The sequence below is a fragment of the Leptothrix ochracea genome (genome assembly GCF_041083635.1).
Taxonomy (GTDB): Bacteria; Pseudomonadota; Gammaproteobacteria; order Burkholderiales; family Burkholderiaceae_C; genus Sphaerotilus; species Sphaerotilus ochraceus.
The window spans coordinates 1-18,268 of record NZ_JBFPHB010000044.1; the positions used below are offsets into that span (position 1 = coordinate 1).

Annotated in this window: 14 protein-coding genes and 1 pseudogene; 13 read left to right on the forward strand and 2 right to left on the reverse strand. The window is 59.7% G+C overall.

Features of this window, described 5'->3' with window-relative positions; translation table 11 throughout:
• Positions 1–1,475 (forward strand): aminotransferase class IV (locus tag AB3X39_RS13075; protein WP_369417821.1); only part of this gene is annotated, 1,475 nt, incomplete at its 5' end.
• Here the strand turns inward: AB3X39_RS13075 and AB3X39_RS13080 are convergent.
• The gene (locus tag AB3X39_RS13080; protein ID WP_369417822.1) at positions 1,472–2,245 is read right to left on the reverse strand and encodes a C1 family peptidase; all 774 of its coding nucleotides are present in this window, start codon (positions 2,243–2,245) and stop codon (positions 1,472–1,474) included. The two genes, AB3X39_RS13075 and AB3X39_RS13080, sit on opposite strands and share 4 nt — an antisense overlap.
• 140 nt (positions 2,246–2,385) lie before the next feature.
• Between AB3X39_RS13080 and AB3X39_RS13085 the strand changes: the two genes are divergently transcribed.
• Both AB3X39_RS13085 and AB3X39_RS13090 read left to right on the forward strand, forming a co-directional pair.
• Positions 2,386–3,312 carry a DUF2167 domain-containing protein gene (locus AB3X39_RS13085; RefSeq protein WP_369417823.1) on the forward strand — a complete coding sequence of 309 codons (927 nt, stop codon included), beginning with the start codon at positions 2,386–2,388 and terminating at the stop codon, positions 3,310–3,312.
• A pseudogene (locus AB3X39_RS13090) lies at positions 3,309–4,013 on the forward strand (site-2 protease family protein); the annotation flags it as partial. The gene AB3X39_RS13085 and the pseudogene AB3X39_RS13090, both read left to right, overlap by 4 nt.
• Positions 4,014–4,018: 5 nt before the next feature.
• Here AB3X39_RS13090 and ugpQ read toward each other — a convergent pair.
• Positions 4,019–4,798: a glycerophosphodiester phosphodiesterase gene (gene ugpQ / locus AB3X39_RS13095; protein ID WP_369417824.1), complete on the reverse strand. Its 780-nt coding sequence runs from the start codon at positions 4,796–4,798 to the stop codon at positions 4,019–4,021.
• Positions 4,799–5,010: 212 nt separating this feature from the next.
• Between ugpQ and AB3X39_RS13100 the strand changes: the two genes are divergently transcribed.
• From AB3X39_RS13100 to AB3X39_RS13145, 10 genes are all read left to right on the forward strand, one after another.
• On the forward strand, positions 5,011–8,886 hold the full coding sequence (locus AB3X39_RS13100; protein WP_369417825.1) for a DUF3683 domain-containing protein: 3,876 nt from the start codon (positions 5,011–5,013) through the stop codon (positions 8,884–8,886).
• Positions 8,883–9,350 carry an HIT family protein gene (locus AB3X39_RS13105; protein WP_369417826.1) on the forward strand — a complete coding sequence of 156 codons (468 nt, stop codon included), beginning with the start codon at positions 8,883–8,885 and terminating at the stop codon, positions 9,348–9,350. The genes AB3X39_RS13100 and AB3X39_RS13105 overlap by 4 nt, the downstream gene beginning before the upstream one ends.
• 11 nt (positions 9,351–9,361) lie before the next feature.
• Positions 9,362–9,772 carry a gamma-butyrobetaine hydroxylase family protein gene (locus tag AB3X39_RS13110; protein WP_369417827.1) on the forward strand — a complete coding sequence of 137 codons (411 nt, stop codon included), beginning with the start codon at positions 9,362–9,364 and terminating at the stop codon, positions 9,770–9,772.
• 35 nt (positions 9,773–9,807) lie between these two features.
• Positions 9,808–10,539, forward strand: a complete 732-nt coding sequence (gene ubiE / locus AB3X39_RS13115) for a bifunctional demethylmenaquinone methyltransferase/2-methoxy-6-polyprenyl-1,4-benzoquinol methylase UbiE (protein WP_369417828.1) — start codon at positions 9,808–9,810, stop codon at positions 10,537–10,539.
• Between the two features lie 171 nt (positions 10,540–10,710).
• Positions 10,711–12,120 (forward strand): TIGR03013 family XrtA/PEP-CTERM system glycosyltransferase, encoded by a 1,410-nt coding sequence (locus AB3X39_RS13120; protein ID WP_369417829.1) that lies wholly within the window; start codon positions 10,711–10,713, stop codon positions 12,118–12,120.
• A gap of 134 nt (positions 12,121–12,254) precedes the next feature.
• Positions 12,255–12,905: an XrtA/PEP-CTERM system exopolysaccharide export protein gene (locus AB3X39_RS13125; protein ID WP_369417830.1), complete on the forward strand. Its 651-nt coding sequence runs from the start codon at positions 12,255–12,257 to the stop codon at positions 12,903–12,905.
• Between the two features lie 45 nt (positions 12,906–12,950).
• Positions 12,951–14,513, forward strand: coding sequence for an XrtA system polysaccharide chain length determinant (locus tag AB3X39_RS13130; protein ID WP_369417831.1), 1,563 nt, complete (start codon positions 12,951–12,953; stop codon positions 14,511–14,513).
• Between the two features lie 33 nt (positions 14,514–14,546).
• Positions 14,547–15,509, forward strand: a complete 963-nt coding sequence (locus AB3X39_RS13135) for an XrtA-associated tyrosine autokinase (protein WP_369417832.1) — start codon at positions 14,547–14,549, stop codon at positions 15,507–15,509.
• Positions 15,510–15,717: 208 nt separating this feature from the next.
• Complete coding sequence (locus tag AB3X39_RS13140) at positions 15,718–17,145, forward strand: TIGR03016 family PEP-CTERM system-associated outer membrane protein (RefSeq protein ID WP_369417833.1); 1,428 nt, start codon at positions 15,718–15,720, stop codon at positions 17,143–17,145.
• A 34-nt stretch (positions 17,146–17,179) separates the two neighbouring features.
• Complete coding sequence (locus AB3X39_RS13145; protein WP_369417834.1) at positions 17,180–18,199, forward strand: XrtA/PEP-CTERM system-associated ATPase; 1,020 nt, start codon at positions 17,180–17,182, stop codon at positions 18,197–18,199.
• The last annotated feature ends 69 nt before the right edge of the window (positions 18,200–18,268 follow it).

Here is an 18,268-nt window from a genome sequence, read left to right on the forward strand (position 1 = left end):
CGCCTTGGCCCAAAGACAGGGCCGGTGTTGACGGTGGGGCGTTCAGGCTGTTCGAGACGTTGCGCGTCGAAGCCGATGGCAGCGTCCCGCATTTGGACGCGCACTTTGAGCGCTTGAGTCGCAGCGCAGCCGCCTTTGGCTGGCCCGTGCCGCAGCCGCATCACCGTGCCGCCCTTCAAGCCCATGCTGCTGGCCTGAAGGGGCAGGGTCACGTTCATCGTCTGCGCTGGGATTGGTCGGGTGATGTTGGACGTGATGTGGTCGGTGGTGACGACTCGCTGCGCTTGAGTGGCGGCCTGTTGAGCACCACGCTGCCCGAGGTGGTCGATCTGCTGCTCAGCCACGAGCCCTTGCCGGCGGCTGAGGCTGCTTGGGTGGGGCATAAAACGTCGCACCGCGCCAGCTACGACGCAGCGATCCGTGCGGCAGAGGCCCAAGGCGCTTTCGACACGTTGTTTTTCAACGCCCAAGGCGCGTTGACCGAAGGCGCGCGCAGCTCGGTGTTTGTCAGGCTGGACGGCCTCTGGACCACACCGCCGCTGCGCTGCGGACTGCTGCCGGGGGTGATGCGTGCGCATCTCTTGGCGGATGCCTCGCTGGCGATGGTCGAGCGCGTCTTGACCCGGGCGGATTTGGCGCGTGCTGAAGCGGTGTGGGTGGGCAACGCTTTGCGCGGCGTGCTGCCAGCGCGCATCCGCCACGTGGATCCGGTGGCTCAGGTGCAGCAGGCGTTGGTGCATGCGCATCAAAGCGGCTCGTGCTTGGATCCAAAAGCTTTTCGCGGTTTGCTGGTCAGCGCGGCGCAGGCTGAGGCGGTGCAGCACGGCGTCGGTCTGACGCTGGGGTGGTGGGACGAGCTGTCGGCGGCGGCTTTTTGGAAGTCGGGCGGCGCGCGGCTTGACGCCATCAGTCATGCGCCCTTGCCGCCGCGAGGCTCCGCGTCTTGGCATGCGCCGGGGGTGGAGGCTGAAATCGCTTTTCGGCTCGGCCGAGATGTCGATGCCGCCTTGGCTGCCACCTTGGATCAGGCGGCGGCTGAAGCGCTGATGGATGCGATGGCGGTGTCGATCGAGGTGGTTGATTCGCGCTGGCGAAATCCCGCCCAAGCCGAGCCTTGGCTGCGGGTGGCCGATGGGCAATCGCACGCTGCCTTGGTGCTTGGGCCTTGGCGGCCCTTGGCCCCGCAGCATGACTGGGCGCAGCAAGGTTGCACCGTGCAGATCGGGGGGCGGATGGGCCGGCAGATGGCCGCAGCCCACGGTCGGCATGCTTTGGGTCATCCAGCCGCTGTGCTGCCCGCTTGGCTGCGCCACGCGACCCAAGGTCTTCACGGAGAGACGCGGGTGGTGCGTGCTGGGACGGTGGTGACCACGGGTTCGTGGGTGGGCACGTTGCCGGTGCAGCGCGGCGACACGGTCGAGGTGGACTTTGCCGGCCTCGGCCGCGCCGTGTGGTGCTGGTCTGATCCGGCTTAGACGCCTTCTTCAACCGCCTGAATGGCCCAGAAGTCGTCGGCCAACTTGAGGTTGGTGATGTAGGCGTAGGGCATGGTGAAGTAGCCCGCCTGACCCCAACCCGGCCCCCAAGAATTGCGCACCAAGATGCGCTTGGTGGCGTCGTCGTAGCCCACGGCCAAGACGGCGTGACCGCCCAAGAGCGATTCGCTGGCGGTGGGCAGGTTCAACACACCGCTTTGGGCCACTTCGGCCGACTCAAAGCCGTCAAAGACGCTGAAGCCGAAGACAAACGGAAAGCCCGCCGCCAAGCAGCCGCGCAACTCATCGATGTTGGTGCTGGTCAGGCGCTGATAGGTCAGGGCTTGGAATTTGAGCGCCTCGGTGTAGCAGCTCACCGTCGGCTTGCGGGCGAACTTGGTGATCACGTAAGGCCAGCGCGATTCTTTGCAAACCCCTTGTTTGGCCACGCTCTTGATGCCGTCACGGATCATGGCGCCCGCGTCGCTGCGCACAGTGCCTTCCATGACGCGTTCGTTGTAGTAGACGAACAAGCGCGAAGGCATGAAGTCTTTGGCCTTGTTCTGGCGTGCCAGCTCGAACTCAAAAGCCGCACAGATGGCGTTGGCGGTGCAACTACCGAGTTGACCCTGGTCGTACACCGGGGGCATCTTGGCGCGCAGATCGACCGACGCAGGCAAGGCCTTGACGGGGGCCTTGAGCGAGAGCATGTGATCGCGATGATCGGGCAGATCAGGGGACCAACCGAAGCGTTGAATTTTGCGAGACATGGAGCTGACTCCCGAGAGGGTGACCGCACTGGGCGTATACAAAAATGAAGCTGCATTCTGCGACCGCCCTCTCGGCTCACAAAGAGGATTTCAACGCTGTTACAAGGCACAATCGCCGCCACCCACAAAGGAGAAAGATCTTGATCAGACGTTGGATGGATGGGCGGCGTTGGCTGCATGGCGCGATGCTGCTGATGGGCCTGCTTTGGGCCACCTTGGCTTTGGCGGCCATGACGCCGGAAGAGATCAACAAAATCCGTGAGGATGCTGATAAGGCCGCCAAGGCTGGGCCAGTCGAGATCGCTTTGGCGGGCCAGGGGGTTTTGAAATTGCCCGCTGGGCATGTGTTTGTGCCTCAGCCACACGCCACCCGCGTGCTCCAAGCCATGGGTAACCCCGGCGAAGACAGCAGCGTGCAGGGGCTGATCTTCCCGTCGAGCGAGGCGCTGGACTGGGTGATGGTGCTGCGCTTTGAGCCCTCGGGCTACATCAAGGACGACGATGCCCGCGAGTGGGACGCGGACAAGTTGTTGCAAAGCTTGCGTGACGGCACGGCTGAGGCCAACAAGGAGCGCGAGCAAATGGGCGTGTCCGGGGTCGAGATCACCGGCTGGGCCGAGCCTTTGGTCTATGACGCGACCACGCATCGCTTGGTTTGGGCCTTGGCTTCGCACGAAATCGGTGCTCCGGCGGGGGCCCCTCAAGGCGTGAACTACAACACCTACGTGTTGGGGCGTGAGGGGTATTTCAGCCTCAACCTCATCACCGATTTGAGGTCGTTGCCGATCCACAAGGCTGCGGTGCAGCAGATGCTCGCGGCCTTGGACTTTGATGCCGGTAAGCGCTACGCCGACTTCAATGTCAGCACCGACAAGGTGGCGGAGTATGGTTTGGCCGCTTTGGTGGTTGGCTTGGCGGCCAAGAAGCTTGGTTTCTTGGCCATGATCTTTGTGTTCTTGGCCAAGTTCGGCAAGATCATCTTGCTGGGTAGTGCGGGCGCCATTGCCGTGTTCATGCGCTTTTTTGGCCGTAAAACGCCGCCGCCCCAAACCCCACCTTCGGCATGATCAAGATCTTGCTGCTGCTGCTCTCGGGGGCCAAATTCGGCAAGCTGCTGCTGAGTGGCGGCACGATGCTGATCTCGGTGGTGGTGTATGCCTTCATTTTTGGTTGGCGCTATGCGGTGGGGTTTGTCGCCTTGCTCTTGGTGCATGAGATGGGGCATTACTTCGCGGCCAAGCAGCGCGGCTTGAAGGTGGGTCTACCCACCTTCATCCCCTTCGTGGGGGCGTGGATTGAGCTCAAGGACCAGCCGCACAACGCTGAAACCGAAGCGTATGTGGGTCTTGGCGGTCCGCTTTTGGGCACGGTGGGGGCTCTTGCTTGCTATGCCTTGGCGCGCCAAACCGACACCCCGTGGCTGCTGGCTGTCTCGTATGCGGGCTTTTTCTTGAACCTGTTTAACCTGATCCCGATCTCACCTTTTGATGGTGGTCGCATCACGGCGGTGCTCTCACCACGTATCTGGTTGTTGGGCGTGCCGGTGTTGGGTGTCTTGTTCTATGTCCGCCCCAGTCCCATGTTGTTGCTGGTGGCTTTGCTGGCTGCGCCGCAGCTTTGGAAAGCGCTGACCTATCGCAAGGACAGCGAGGAGGCGCGGACCTACTACGCGATCCCTGCGGCCACCAAATGGGAGTACGGCTTTTACTACTTGGTGTTGACCGCTTTTCTGGCGGTCATGACGCACGATGTGCATGAGATGCTGCAACACCCTCAGTTCGGCACGAAGCGATCCACCGCGTCGGTGATGATGCCGTCCACGCCCATGTGGATCAGTCGTTCGACCTCGTTGCTGTCGTTGACGGTATAGACCAAGCTGCGCCAGCCGTTTTGCCGAATCTGGTCGAAGAGGGCGTAGGTCATGAGCTTGTGATCGGTGACCACGGCGACGCATTGCAAGCGGCGCACCACATCTGCCCAGCTTGAGGAGATGACCTCGAAGAGCATGGCCCGTGGGACCTCCGGGGCAATTTCTTGGGCACTGGCCAAGGCTTCTGATTCGAAACAGCTCAGCAAAGGCCAATGCGCCCGACCGGCCTTGACCGCAGGGCCCCAGAGCCGCTGGACTTCCCGCGCGATCACCGCTCCGGTATGCGATTCTTCACCGGGGCCGGGTTTGAGTTCGATGTTGAGCGTATGGTTGTTTTGCAGGCAAAAACTCGCGATGGCTGAGAGGCTCGGGATGCCTTCGCCCGCGTAGAGGCGGCTATGCCACGTACCCGCATCCATTTGTGACAGATCGTTCCAAGTGCGTTCGGTGGCCAGGCCCCGACCGTTGCTGGTGCGTTGCAAGCTGGCGTCGTGCAGCAAGAAGGGGATGTCATCGGCACTGACTTTGACATCGCATTCGAAGGAGCGATAACCGTAGCGCGATGCGACACGAAAAGCCGCCAACGTGTTTTCTGGTGCGAACTTGCCTGCGCCCCGATGGGCGATCCAACGTGGGTAAGGCCAAGCGGGTAGGGGTGGGCGAGGTGGAGTGATAGCGGCCATGGGGGACTCAGACGAGGATTCGCGCAAAGAACGGCGTTGGATGGGCAATGTGGCATGGATGCAGCGCAACATCAAGACCGCTGCACTGTGGGGTCGCAAGGGAATGTGACGTTGTGGGGTGTTGCCCTGCGGTACCATCGCCCTCCCTGTATGCGGCCCGCAAGGGCGGCTTTTTTTTTTGCGTTGCGCGTTGCGCGTGATGCATGCAGCCCATGAATCCTTCGCTGCCTACACCCCATCTTCCTACCACGGCTCGCCTGCGCGAGATTCCGTACAACTACACCTCGTTTTCTGACCGCGAGATCGTCATGCGCTTGCTGGGCGAGCGTGCATGGTCTTTGCTCGACAAATTACGGGGCGAACGTCGCACCGGGCGCTCCGCGCGCATGCTCTATGAAGTCTTGGGTGACATCTGGGTGGTGCAGCGCAATCCGTACCTCGAAGACGATTTGATTGACAACCCCCGGCGGCGTGGCTTGTTGATTGATGCATTGCATCATCGTCTGACCGAGGTCGAAAAGCGGCGCTCGCCCACGGATGATCCTGCCCGCGATGCGGCGGTGGGGGAATTGTTGGTCAGTGTGCGTACCGCTGTAGAACGCTTTGCTGAGCGTTTCCGTGCGGTCTACGACTTGCGCCAGCGTGCCCGCAAGGTGCTTGGGCGCGTGACCGCCAAAGACAATATCAAGTTCGATGGGCTGAGCCGTGTGGCCCACGTCACCGATGCGACCGACTGGCGCGTCGAGTACCCCTTTGTGGTGCTCACCCCCGACACGGAAGCGGAGATGGCCGCGATGGTGGCCGGTTGCGTGGAGCTGGGTTTGACCATTATCCCGCGTGGCGGTGGCACCGGCTACACCGGCGGCGCCGTGCCGCTGACGTGGAAGAGCGCGGTCATCAACACCGAAAAGCTCGAACAGATGACCGAAGTCGAGCTGGTCGATCTGCCGGGACTGAGCCACAAGGTGCCGACGATCTGGACCGGCGCTGGGGTGGTGACACAGCGCGTCTCGGACGCGGCTGAGCGCGGTGGGTTTGTCTTCGCGGTCGATCCGACTTCGGCGGAAGCCTCATGCATTGGCGGCAACATCGCCATGAATGCGGGCGGCAAGAAGGCGGTGCTCTGGGGCACGGCACTTGATAACTTGGTGTCTTGGCGCATGGTCACGCCCGAGGCCAAGTGGCTGGAGGTGATTCGCCTGAATCACAACCTCGGCAAGATTCACGACGTCAAGACCGCGAGCTTCGAGCTGCGCTACTTTGACGCTACCGGTCGGGTGCTGGAGCGCACGGAGCGGCTCGATATTCCCGGGGCGATCTTCCGCAAGGAAGGGCTGGGCAAGGATGTGACCGACAAGTTCCTCGCGGGCTTGCCGGGGGTGCAAAAAGAAGGCTGTGACGGCCTGATCACCAGCGCGCGCTGGGTGGTGCACCGCATGCCGGATCATGTGCGCACGGTCTGCCTAGAGTTCTTTGGCAACCCGAAGGAGTGTGTGCCCTCGATCGTCGAGATCAAGGACTTCATGTTTGCCGAGATGAAAAAGCCCGGTGGGGCGATTCTGGCCGGCTTGGAGCACCTCGACGACCGCTACCTCAAGGCGGTGGGCTACGCCACCAAGAGCAAGCGCGGTGGCTTCCCCAAGATGGTGCTGGTGGGCGACATCGTCGGTGACGACGAGGACGCCGTGGCCCGCGCCACCTCCGAGGTGATCCGCTTGGCCAACGGCCGCTCGGGCGAAGGCTTCGTGGCCGTCTCGGCTGATGCGCGCAAGAAATTCTGGCTGGATCGCAAACGCACGGCGGCGATCTCCAAGCACACCAACGCCTTCAAGGTGAACGAAGACGTGGTGATTCCGCTGGAGCGCATGGGCGAGTACACGCTCGGCATCGAGCGCATCAACATCGAGCTCAGCCTGCGCAACAAGATCGCGTTGGCTGATCGGCTCGAAGCCTTCTTTGAGGCCGGTGATGTGCCGCTGGGCAAGACCGACGATGCCAGCGAGATTCCAAGCGCTGAGCTGCTCGAAGATCGCGTGCAGCAGGCCTTGGCGCTGGTGCGTGAGGTGCGTTCGCTTTGGCAAGGCTGGATGACCGGGCTGGATGCGGGCTTCTTTGATCAGCTCCAAGACCATTCGCTGCGGGCTTCGTGGAAGACGCAGATCCTCAAGCCGCTGCAAGCCTTGTTCAACGGCGTGGCCTTTGTGCCGTTGCTGGATGCCTGCAAAGCCTTGCACAAGGAGGTGCTGCGCGCGCGGGTCTGGGTGGCGTTGCACATGCACGCTGGCGACGGCAACGTGCACACCAACATCCCGGTCAACTCCGACAACTACGAGATGCTGCAAACCGCGCACGAGGCGGTGGGTCGGATCATGGTGCTGGCGCGTTCGTTGGATGGTGTGATCTCGGGTGAGCACGGCATCGGTATCACCAAGCTCGAATTCCTCACCGATGATGAGCTGAAGAACTTTGCTGCCTACAAAGCCAAAGTCGATCCGCAAGGGCGGTTCAACAAAGGCAAGTTGCTGCGTCGCCAAGATCGCACCACCGATCTGGGCGAGGACACCCGCTCGGCTGACTTGAGTGAGGCCTACACGCCGAGCTTTGGCCTGATGGCGCACGAGTCGCTGATCATGCAGCAGAGCGACATCGGCGATATCGCCAACTCGGTCAAGGACTGTCTGCGTTGCGGCAAGTGCAAGCCGGTGTGTGCCACGCATGTGCCACGTGCCAATTTGCTCTACAGCCCGCGCAACAAAATCCTAGCCACCTCGTTGCTGGTCGAGGCCTTCCTCTACGAAGAGCAAACCCGCCGGGGCGTATCGATCAAGCATTGGGAAGAGTTTGAGGACGTGGCCGACCACTGCACGGTGTGTCACAAGTGCCTGAGCCCGTGCCCGGTGAAGATCGACTTCGGTGACGTGTCGATGAATATGCGCAACTTGCTGCGCAAGATGGGCAAGAAGAGCTTCCGCCCCGCCGGTGCGGCGGCGATGTTCATGCTCAACGCCACCAACCCAGAAACCATCAAGCTGGCGCGCAGTGCCATGGTGGGTATCGGGATGAAGGCGCAGCGTTTGGCCAACGATGTTTTGAAGGGCTTGGCGCGCAAGCAAACCCAGACGCCGCCGGCAACCGTGGGTGTGGCGCCGATCCGCGAGCAAGTGATTCACTTCATCAACAAGAAGTTACCGGGCGGTTTGCCGAAGAAGACCGCGCGGGCGCTGTTGGATATCGAGGACAAGAACTACGTTCCGATCATCCGCGACCCCAAGACCACGTCGGCGGAAACCGAGGCGGTGTTTTATTTCCCGGGCTGCGGCTCAGAGCGACTCTTCAGCCAAGTCGGTTTGGCCACGCAAGCGATGCTTTGGCACGCGGGGGTTCAAACTGTGCTGCCGCCGGGCTACTTGTGCTGCGGCTATCCACAGCGCGGCGCAGGCCAATTTGACAAGGCCGAAAAGACCATCACCGACAACCGCGTGCTGTTTCACCGCGTGGCCAACACACTCAACTACCTTGATATCAAAACGGTGGTGGTGAGTTGCGGCACGTGCTTGGACCAGCTGCAAGGCTATAAGTTCGAAGACATTTTCCCGGGCTGCCGCATCGTGGATATCCACGAGTACTTGCTGGAAAAGGGCATCACGTTACAGGGCAAGGGTGCTTTTCTCTATCACGACCCCTGCCATTCCCCGATGAAGCAGCAAGCGCCGATCAAAACGGTGCGCGCTTTGGTGGGGCCGGGTGTGATCCAGTCCGAGCGTTGCTGCGGTGAGGCGGGCACGTTGGCGCTGAATCGGCCCGATATTTCGACCCAAGTGCGTTTCCGCAAGGAAGAAGAAATCCGCAAGGGCGAAGCGCAGTTGCGCCAGCAGGGGCTGATCGGCGCCGGGGAGGGGGCCAAGATCCTGACTTCTTGCCCGGCTTGCTTGCAGGGTTTGAGCCGCTATGGCGACGATCTGAGCAACGGCTTGCTCGAAGCCGATTACATCGTGGTCGAGATGGCGCGGCAGATTCTGGGTGACAACTGGATGCCTGATTACGTGCAGCGTGCCAACACGGGCGGTATTGAACGGGTCTTGGTATGAAGCAAGGGGGCGATGCTGTGCGCTGTGAACTTTGTGTGGCCGAGCCGACACCGGCCGCTTGGCTGCTGGTGGCTCAAGATGCCCGACTGCGCGTCATTCGTGTGCTTGATGCGCCTGAGTTTCCGGCCTTTTACCGGGTGATCTGGACCGCTCACGTGGCGGAGTTCAGCGATCTGGGCGAGGCTGATCGTCAGCATTGCATGGCGGTGGTGGTGGCGGTGGAGCGTGTGCTGCGTGAGGCTTTGCAGCCCACCAAAATCAACCTCGCCACGCTGGGCAACGTCGTGCCGCATCTGCATTGGCACGTGATCGCTCGGTTCGACTGGGACAGCCATTTCCCGCAACCGGTGTGGGGCGAGCGGCAACGGACCTCTTCGGTCCAAGATCTGGCTTGGTTGAATGCTGGTTTGGCAAACGTGGACGAGCGTCTTCGCATCGCGATGGATGCGCTGGCTTCTTTTTGAGTGGCATGACCATGACAACTTCTTCAACACCCCCCACCCCCTTGGCCCTGACCTTGCATCAGCAGTCCCGTGTGCTGGAAGTGCAGTTTTCCGATGGCCGGACTTTCAAGTTGCCTTTCGAGTTGCTGCGTGTGTTGTCGCCCTCGGCAGAGGTGCGTGGTCACGGCCCAGGACAAGAAGTCCTGCAAACCGGTAAACGGGATGTGACCCTGATGGCGCTTGAGCCTGTGGGGCACTACGGCGTGCAGCCGACGTTCAGCGACGGTCACAACAGCGGCATCTATACCTGGGACTATCTTTATCATCTCGGCTCCCAACAAGCCAAGCTTTGGGCGGATTACGAGGCGCAATTGCGCGCGGCTGGTGTGACAAGGGATACCCCCATGTCGTTGCCGGTATCGAGTTGTGCCTCACGCCACTGAGGCCCCGATGATTTCAAGAAAGACGACGGATCTCCATGAGTGATACCCATTTCGGCTTCAAGACGGTCGATGAAAAGACCAAGGCCAGCTTGGTGCGAGGCGTCTTTGATTCGGTGGCTTCGCGCTACGACTTGATGAACGACACCATGTCGATGGGGCTGCATCGCTTGTGGAAGCGGTATGCCATGGCTGTTTCTGGCGTGCAACCGGGCCATCACGTGCTGGATATTGCCGCTGGTACGGGCGATCTCACGCGCGCCTTTGCCCGTCGGGTCGGGCCCCAAGGCTGTGTGGTTCATACCGACATCAATGAGGCCATGCTGCGCGTTGGGCGGGATCGTTTGGTGGATGAGGGTTTGGTGCTGCCCACGGTGATCTGTGATGCCGAGCATCTGCCTTTCCCTGATGCACGCTTTGATGTGGTCAGTGTGGCCTTTGGCTTGCGCAACATGACCCACAAGGATCAAGCCTTGGCTGAGATGAACCGGGTGCTCAAACCCGGTGGGCGGCTCTTGGTGCTGGAGTTCTCCAAGGTGGCCAAACCGCTGGAAAAGATCTACGACTGGTATTCGTTCCAGCTTCTACCGCGCATGGGCCAAGTGCTGGCTGGCGATGCTGAGAGCTATCGTTACTTGGCGGAGTCCATTCGCATGCATCCTGGGCAGGCTGAACTCAAAGCCATGATGAAAACCGCCGGGTTTGGTCACGTTGATGTTCACAATCTCAGTGCGGGTATCGTGGCGTTGCATCTTGGTTTGAAGTGCTGAATCCGTCCCTGTGGTGCGCCAAGGTGTCCCCTGTCTGTGACAAGCGCACACCTTGGCGAGGTTTCGGTTCGCAAGAACGGCGGTAATGTGCAACTTGCCCTCTGTGAATGCAGCTTAAGTGTCGAGAATTCGTTTCACGTCACCAGCAGCGGTAAGGCATAAAGGGATTCCATGGTTCGCATCTTCCAGCATCACACGTCGGGTTCGCAGTATTTCTCCCTGATCACGGATGCCGCCCTGTGCTTTGTTGCCATGGTGGCATCGGCAATCACGTTGGATCATCCTGTGGGTATGGGTGCATCGGGGCATGTGGTGTCGCTGCCCCTGTTGACCTCAGCTGCCTTTTTTTCGCTGGTGATTGCCTTGCTGAATTCGTTTGTGGGTTTGCACCGTTCTGGGAACTTGATGAGTTTTGGAACGTTGTTGTCACGCTCTGCGATGGCCTTGATGGTCGGTGGGGCGGTGGCTTATTTGGGTTTGACGATGATGAATTTTGAAGGCCATCCGGGCCAGCTTGTCGGATATGCCTTGCTTTACCTGAGCGGTGGTTTGGCGCTGTATCGCAGCGCATCTTGGGCTTTGCGCCACGCGGTCGGAACGCGACGTGTGCTGATCGTTGGGACCGGTGCTGAAGCCTTGCAAGTGTGGAGCGACTTGCGTTTGCCGGCGCATGCCAGTCATTACGAAGTGGTGGGGTTTTATCCGACAGCCGAGCAGGGCGTGGCCCCGATTTTGACGGGCGGTGCTCGTATTTTCGAGCGTGACGAAACGTTGGTTGGGCTGGCGCAGCGTTACAAAGTGGCCGAGATCATTGTGGCGGTGAAGGAGCAGCGCGGTGGCGGTGTCCCGATGGAGCAGCTGCTTCATTGCCGGATCAGCGGTGTCCCGATTTTGAGCTTGGTTGGTTTTTACGAGCGTACGCGCGCCGAAGTGCCGGTGGACAGTGTCAAGGCCAGTTGGTTGGTGTACGGCGACGGTTTTGTGCAAGGCAAAGCCCGCGAAATCAGCAAGCGGGTTTTTGACATCGTGACCTCGTCGTTGCTGCTCGTGATGACCACGCCCATCATGATCCTCACCGCCATGGCCATCAAGCTCGACAGTCCGGGCCCCTTGATCTATCGCCAAGAACGCGTGGGTTTGGCGGGGGCTACTTTTTGGTGTCTCAAGTTCCGCAGCATGCGCACCGATGCTGAAAAGGACGGTGTTGCACGTTGGGCCACCAAGAATGATTCACGCATCACGCGTGTCGGTGCCTTCATCCGCAAGACCCGGATTGATGAGCTGCCGCAACTGTTGAGCGTGCTGCGTGGTGAAATGAGCATGGTGGGGCCTCGTCCCGAGCGGCCTTCATTTGTTGCGCAGTTGCGTGAGCAAATTCCGTTCTATGACGTGCGTCATACCGTCAAACCGGGGCTGACGGGGTGGGCTCAAGTCCGTTACGCTTATGGTGCGTCTGTGGATGACGCACGCAAAAAGCACCAGTACGACCTTTACTACGTCAAGAACAACTCCTTGTTTTTGGACCTGTTGGTCTTGCTGGAGACCGTGAGTGTGGTGCTGTTTCGAGAAGGCGCTCATTGAGTTGGGCGCTGTGAGGCGTTAGACAGGCGTGAGGCACGTGTTTCTTTTCTGAGAGTCTGAAACGCCGGATTTACGAAATAGCTTGTCATACTCGGCATGACTTCGGGCTTGCACAACGAACGAGAGGATCTTGGATGAAGCTCAGCAGACGAACCCATCAGCAGCGGTACGTCAGGGGCTATGCCCGTGTCGGCGTGTTGGTGGTGGCTGCATCCTTGCTGGCGGGCTGTTCGTCAGTGATGCAGGCTTATCCACCCGCACCTCAGCGCGCTGCCACCACGGATCACCACTACAAAATTGGCCCGCTTGACACCATTCAAGTGGTCGTTTGGGGCAATCCAGAGTTGTCAGCAACCGTCCCTGTTCGCCCCGATGGACGTGTTTCTGTGCCGCTGGTTGAAGATGTGTTGGCGGCCGGCAAAAGCCCGGCCGACCTTTCTCGTGAGATCCGTGAATTGCTGGCACGCGTGATCCGTGATCCAGTGGTGACCGTGATGGTGAACAGTTTCCAAGGTGTTTATGGCGAGCAGATCCGCATCGTTGGTGAAGCCTCTCGGCCGCAGTCGGTGCCTTACCGTCAAGACATGACGCTGCTGGATGTGATGATCCAAGCTGGGGGATTGACGGATTTTGCCGACGGTAATGGCGCTGTCTTGGTGCGCGGCACGGAAGGGGGCAAGTCCTACAGTATTCGCCTTAAGGATCTGCTCAAACGGGGCGACATTTCGGCCAATGTAGACGTCAAGCCTGGTGACATCGTCATCATTCCGCAGAGCTGGTTCTGATCCTGAACGCCCATTGAGGGGGTTCTTTTTTCTGGTGTCACAGACATGAATGAATTGGCCGGCAAGTTGGCCCTGATAGGTCGAGGTATCTGGCGCAACCGGTGGTTGGCCATTGCCGTGATGTGGGCCGTCGGTTTGATTGGTCTGGGTGTGACGTGGTTCTTTCCAGAGCGTTTCGAGGCGCAGGCCAAAGTGCACGTCGATACGATGACAGTGCTCAAGCCGCTGATGGAAGGGGTGACCTTTCAGCCCGACATTGATCAGCAGGTCAAGATGTTGGGTAAAACGTTGGTGTCCCGACCTAATGTTGAGCGTATTGCCAACGATCCCTCGGTCGGTCTTTTGGAGCGCGGCCAGTCTTCTGCGAATGAAAAACTGCTCGACTTCCTGATGAAGAACATCAAGGTGGATCAGTCGGGGGGTAACAATCTTTATGCCATCACCTTCCGTGATACCGATGCTGAACGGTCTCGCAAGGTGGTTGATCGCTTTGTGCGCTTGTTCATCACCTCTGGGATCGAGGCCAAGCAGCGTAATTCCGATGAAGCCACACGGTTCATCGACGAGCAAATCAAGGACTACGAAGCCAAGCTGGCGGATGCCGATACCAAGGTGAAAGAGTTCAAGCTGCACAACATGGCCGTGGCCAATGCGAACCAGCAGGACTACTTCAACCGTATCACGGCGATTCGGGATGAAATCAGCAAGACAACCATCCAGTTGCAGTCAGCCGACCATTCGCGCGAAGCCTTGCGTCGGGAGTTGGCCAAAGAGAATCCCTATCTACCGGGGGAGGCCGCATCCTCATCTTCGTTAACGCCGGATCTTGATGCACGCATTGAGATGCAAAAGCGGCAACTGGACGATTTGTTGCGGCGTTATACCGAGGCGCACCCGGATGTTTTTGCGACACGGCGCACGATCCGTGAGTTGGAGGCTGAGCGTCGTCGGGATGTGCAAATCAAGCTCAAAACCCAAGTCACGCCACCGCCAGGAAGCATGGCACCAACGAACCCGGTCTATCAGCGCTTAAGAATCGAGTTGGCGCAAGCCGAGGCCTTGGTCGCCTCGTTGCAGGCGCAAATTGGCGCTTATCGCGTGCGTCAGCAGGAATTCCAAACCATCGCAGAGAAAATTCCCCAAGCTGAAGCGGAGTTGATGCAGCTGACCCGTGGCTATGAAGTGGTGCGCAAACAGTACGAGCAGTTGGTCAATCGCCGCGAGGCGGCTTCGCTGGGTGCCAAGATGGATCGGAATTCCTCCATGGCAGAGTTCCGCTTGGTGGAGCCTCCCCGCGTGTCCCCCATGCCGGTGTTCCCGAGCAAGAAACATCTGGCCGCGTTGCTGATGCTGGGTTCGATCGTTGTGGGGATGGCCGTGGCGTTTGGCATGACCTTGGTCCATCCCACCGTATCGTCTGAACGGGAGTTGCGTGAGTTCACGAAACGGCCGGTGCTCGGTGTGTTGACCGTGCTGCCTGATCCTCGGCGCGAAAGCACCTTGCGTCAGGAACGCTTGCGCGTCCTTGCGGTGGTGGGTGCCTATCTGTTTATCCAGTTCGTTTGGATCGGTTGGATGGTCTTTCGCTCTTTCTACGGCATTCACTGATCTGTTTAACGTCGCCATCAAGGACGCATTGCTATGAGCATCATGGACCAAGCTGCCCGGCGGCTCGAAGAACTCAAACGTGCCGGCTTCGATGTCTTTAACGGCGCACCGCCAAGACCCGGCATGCCGCCGACCTCGGTGACAGCTTCGTCGATTGAAGGGCGTGCGGCGGCGGCAGCGGAGGCTTCTGGCTTATTCCGCAATCGCAATGCCGTGCCAGAGGCTGCGGCGCCGGCTGCTTTTGCGCCGGCACCCCAGCCTTCCCGTCGATCACGCGAGGTCTACATCGACCTCAACCGGCTTGAGCAGGAGGGCTATTTGGTGCCCTCCCAAGCGCGCTCTCAGTTGGCGGAGGAAATGCGCATCATCAAGCGGCCTTTGTTGGCCAATGCCCGGGGTGAGAGCGCACAGCCCATTGAACGACCGAACCTGATCTTGGTCGCCAGTGCCATGCCGGGGGAGGGCAAGACCTTTTTTGCCATGAATTTGGCGATGAGTATCGCCATGGAGGTCGATCACTCGGTGTTGCTGGTGGATGCCGATGTGCTTCGTCCCTCAGCCCTGACCCGTTTGGGCTTGGAGCAGACCCGAGGGCTGATGGATGTGCTGCACTTCGAGTCGCTTGATCTCGGTGATGTGTTGCTGCGAACGAATGTTCCCAAACTGAGTCTTTTGCCTGCGGGTACGGCCAACGCGAAGTCGAGTGAATTGCTCGGCAGTGCTGCGATGGAGTCCTTGCTGGCCGAGTTGGCGGCCAAGTACTCTGATCGAATCGTGGTGTTTGATGCCCCGCCCATCATCCCGACCACCGAGACACGCGTCTTGGCCTCTCGGGTGGGCCAAGTGGTGATGGTGGTTGAGGCCGAGCACACCACGCATGCTCAGATCAGCCAAGCCTATTCCGCGCTTGAACATTGTCCGGTGGTGCTCTCCGTGCTGAACAAGTTCCGGGGCAAGGGTGCTGTAACGGGTTATGGCTACTTCTACGGTGCCTGATCATCACCCGTCGAACGGGTCAACCGGTGTACGTGGTACCTCCTACCGTCGTCGGGCGAGGGTATGGGCACGGCTGGCGGTGCTGCTTGGCCTAGGGATGGCCTGCGAGATGAGCTGGGCAGAAGAAAATGCCGATGCCGCCAATCAAGCATTGCCGCCACCGCCGCCCGTACCTCGCTCGCGTTTCGAATTGAGCGCAAAAGCGCTGATGACCGTTTCGAACAACATTGCGTTGTCTTTGGCCGATCAGGCCCGCTCGGACATCGTGCAGCAATTTGTGCCACAGGCGGTGTTTCGCAGCATGGGTGCGGGGTATCTGGTGGATGGCAAGTTCAGTGCGAACTTGGTCAACTACGCTCGCAATCCGTTGAAGAACACGGCTCTGCCCGAGGGGGGTGTTGATTTCAATGTTCGGCCGCCCGAAAATCCGGTGTCTTTGGATGGCCGTATTGATGCGGTGACGACGCTGGCAGATCCGTTCGGTTTTGTGGGGTTGGGCATCACACCCACGAACCGCCAAACCATTTACCGGACCCGTTTCAGCCCGTACGTTGATCGTGCCGTGGGTACGCTGCAGTGGACGTTGCGTAGTGACAACACGTGGATGCGTACGCCACAGCCCGTGGGGGTGGATGCTAACAACCAAGGCTTCTACACCGATGCGTATGTTCAGCGGGATCTTCTGCGTCTCGAATCTCGCGAGTTACCGTTTGGCTGGCGTGTCGATGTCTCACGAACGAGCACGACGTATCTCCGTCAGCCGGATCCATCGATTGGGTTTGAGTCGATGCGTCTGGCGGTTCCCTTGCCGTTGACCACCGAAACCAAGGTCGAGCCCCGTATCGCCCGCGAGTGGGTTCGCTTCAATAATCAACAGCTGAGTGAGTCCGTGCTTGGCGGTATGGTGAGTTGGCGTCCCTTCCCGCGTAGTTCGGTCGATGCTGCTGTGGAGCAGCGGTTTTTTGGCAAGGCGTGGGATGCGAATTTCTCTTTTCAACAGCCGTTGTGGGTTTTGTCGGGGACATCCAAACGCGCGCTGACGGCGTACGCATCACGCCTCAGTACGTATTCGACCGCAAGCAGCGTGGAAGCCATGGCGAACAAGATCCTGCAAGTGACCGTGAAGGACGATCAGGATCGTGCACAAGCCGTGCGTGAACTGATGGCGCGTATGAATTTGCCCGATAGCAGCAGTCCCGCTGTGGAAGTCTTTTCTTCCCGCGCGCAGTTGCAGCAGAGCAGTAATTTCACGGTGGGTATCCGCGGTGTGCGCAACGGACTGACGTTGGATATGTATCAAGTCAATACGTCCGAGGTGGCTGCCCGGACCGATTCAAGCGTCTCCCCCGCATTTTCGGGGGCCTCTGAGCAGTTCGGCGCCACGTTATCGTGGAATCATCGCCTGTCTTCGACGGAATTGATGGAGGTTTCAATCATGACAGTCCACATTCTTGGTCAGGGACTCAACGTCGGTCAGGAAAGTCGGAATCAAACAGTGGAACTGAGCGTGGCTTCGCGGCTCTCCGCCCGTACTGGATTCACTGCTGGATTGCGCTATCAAACCCTGAGTACCGCAGCCTTGGCTGGCACGGCCCGTGAGACCGCAGCCTATGTTGGGCTGCAGCACCATTTCTGAGCGTCAGCATCATCGTTCTGAGGCATCAACAACAATGTACGAAGCACATTTCGGTTTCAGTGGCCCTCCCTTTCAGCTCAACCCCGATCCGAGCTTTTATTTCAACAGCCGAGGCCATGGCAGTGCCTTGGCTTATCTGCGTTACGGGGTGATCCAGCAGGAAGGCTTCATCGTGGTGACCGGCGAAATCGGGGCCGGTAAAACAACGCTGGTTCGAACCCTGCTGGATGAACTTGATCCAGCCAAGGTGTTGGCAGCGCAGATCGTTTCAACACAACTTGACTCAGGCGATCTGCTGTATGCCGTCATTGCTGCCTTTGGGATTCCCTCTCAAGGCAGCACCAAGGCCCAGTTGATCGGTTCATTCGAGGCTTTCCTGACCAACGTTGCCATGCAAGGGCGGCGTGCGCTGCTGATCGTGGATGAGGCGCAGAACCTGAGCTTGGCGGCGATTGAAGAGCTCCGCATGCTCTCAAACTTCCAGCTCGGCAACCACGCGCTGCTGCAAAGCTTCCTGATCGGACAGCCGGAGCTGCGTAAGCTGATCGAGTCGCCCTCCATGGAGCAGCTGCGTCAACGCATCACCGCTTCCTGCCACCTTGGGCCGCTCAGCCCTGATGAGACGCGGGCGTATATCGAGCATCGTTTGCACCATGTGGGATGGCGCGATCGCCCGGTCTTCATGGATGGGGTGTTCGAGGCGATTTATCGCTGGACGGGGGGGATCCCGCGCCGCATCAATCGCATGTGCAATCGCATCTTGCTGGCGGCCTTTATCGAAGGGCAAGATCACATCGATCCCGGTCTGATCGAGCACACCGCCAACGAATTACGCAACGAAATGGGGGAAACCTCGTTCCATCCTGTTGACTTACCTGTTGCACCTCCGAAGTCAACGCTGAGGCCGACAGCCCCACCGCCACCGCCACCACCGCCACCACCACCACCGCCACCGCCCCCGCCGCCGCCTCCGGCAGCCAATGCCGACGCCGCGATGGCCATGGCGGCCGAAGAAACGAGGGCCATCCAGGTATGTTTCATGAGATCTCCTTGAAGCGTTTGCGCGATCGATTGGCCCGCGAGCACGGTGGGTCGGCGCCGTGGGCAACGGCACGCTGGCGAA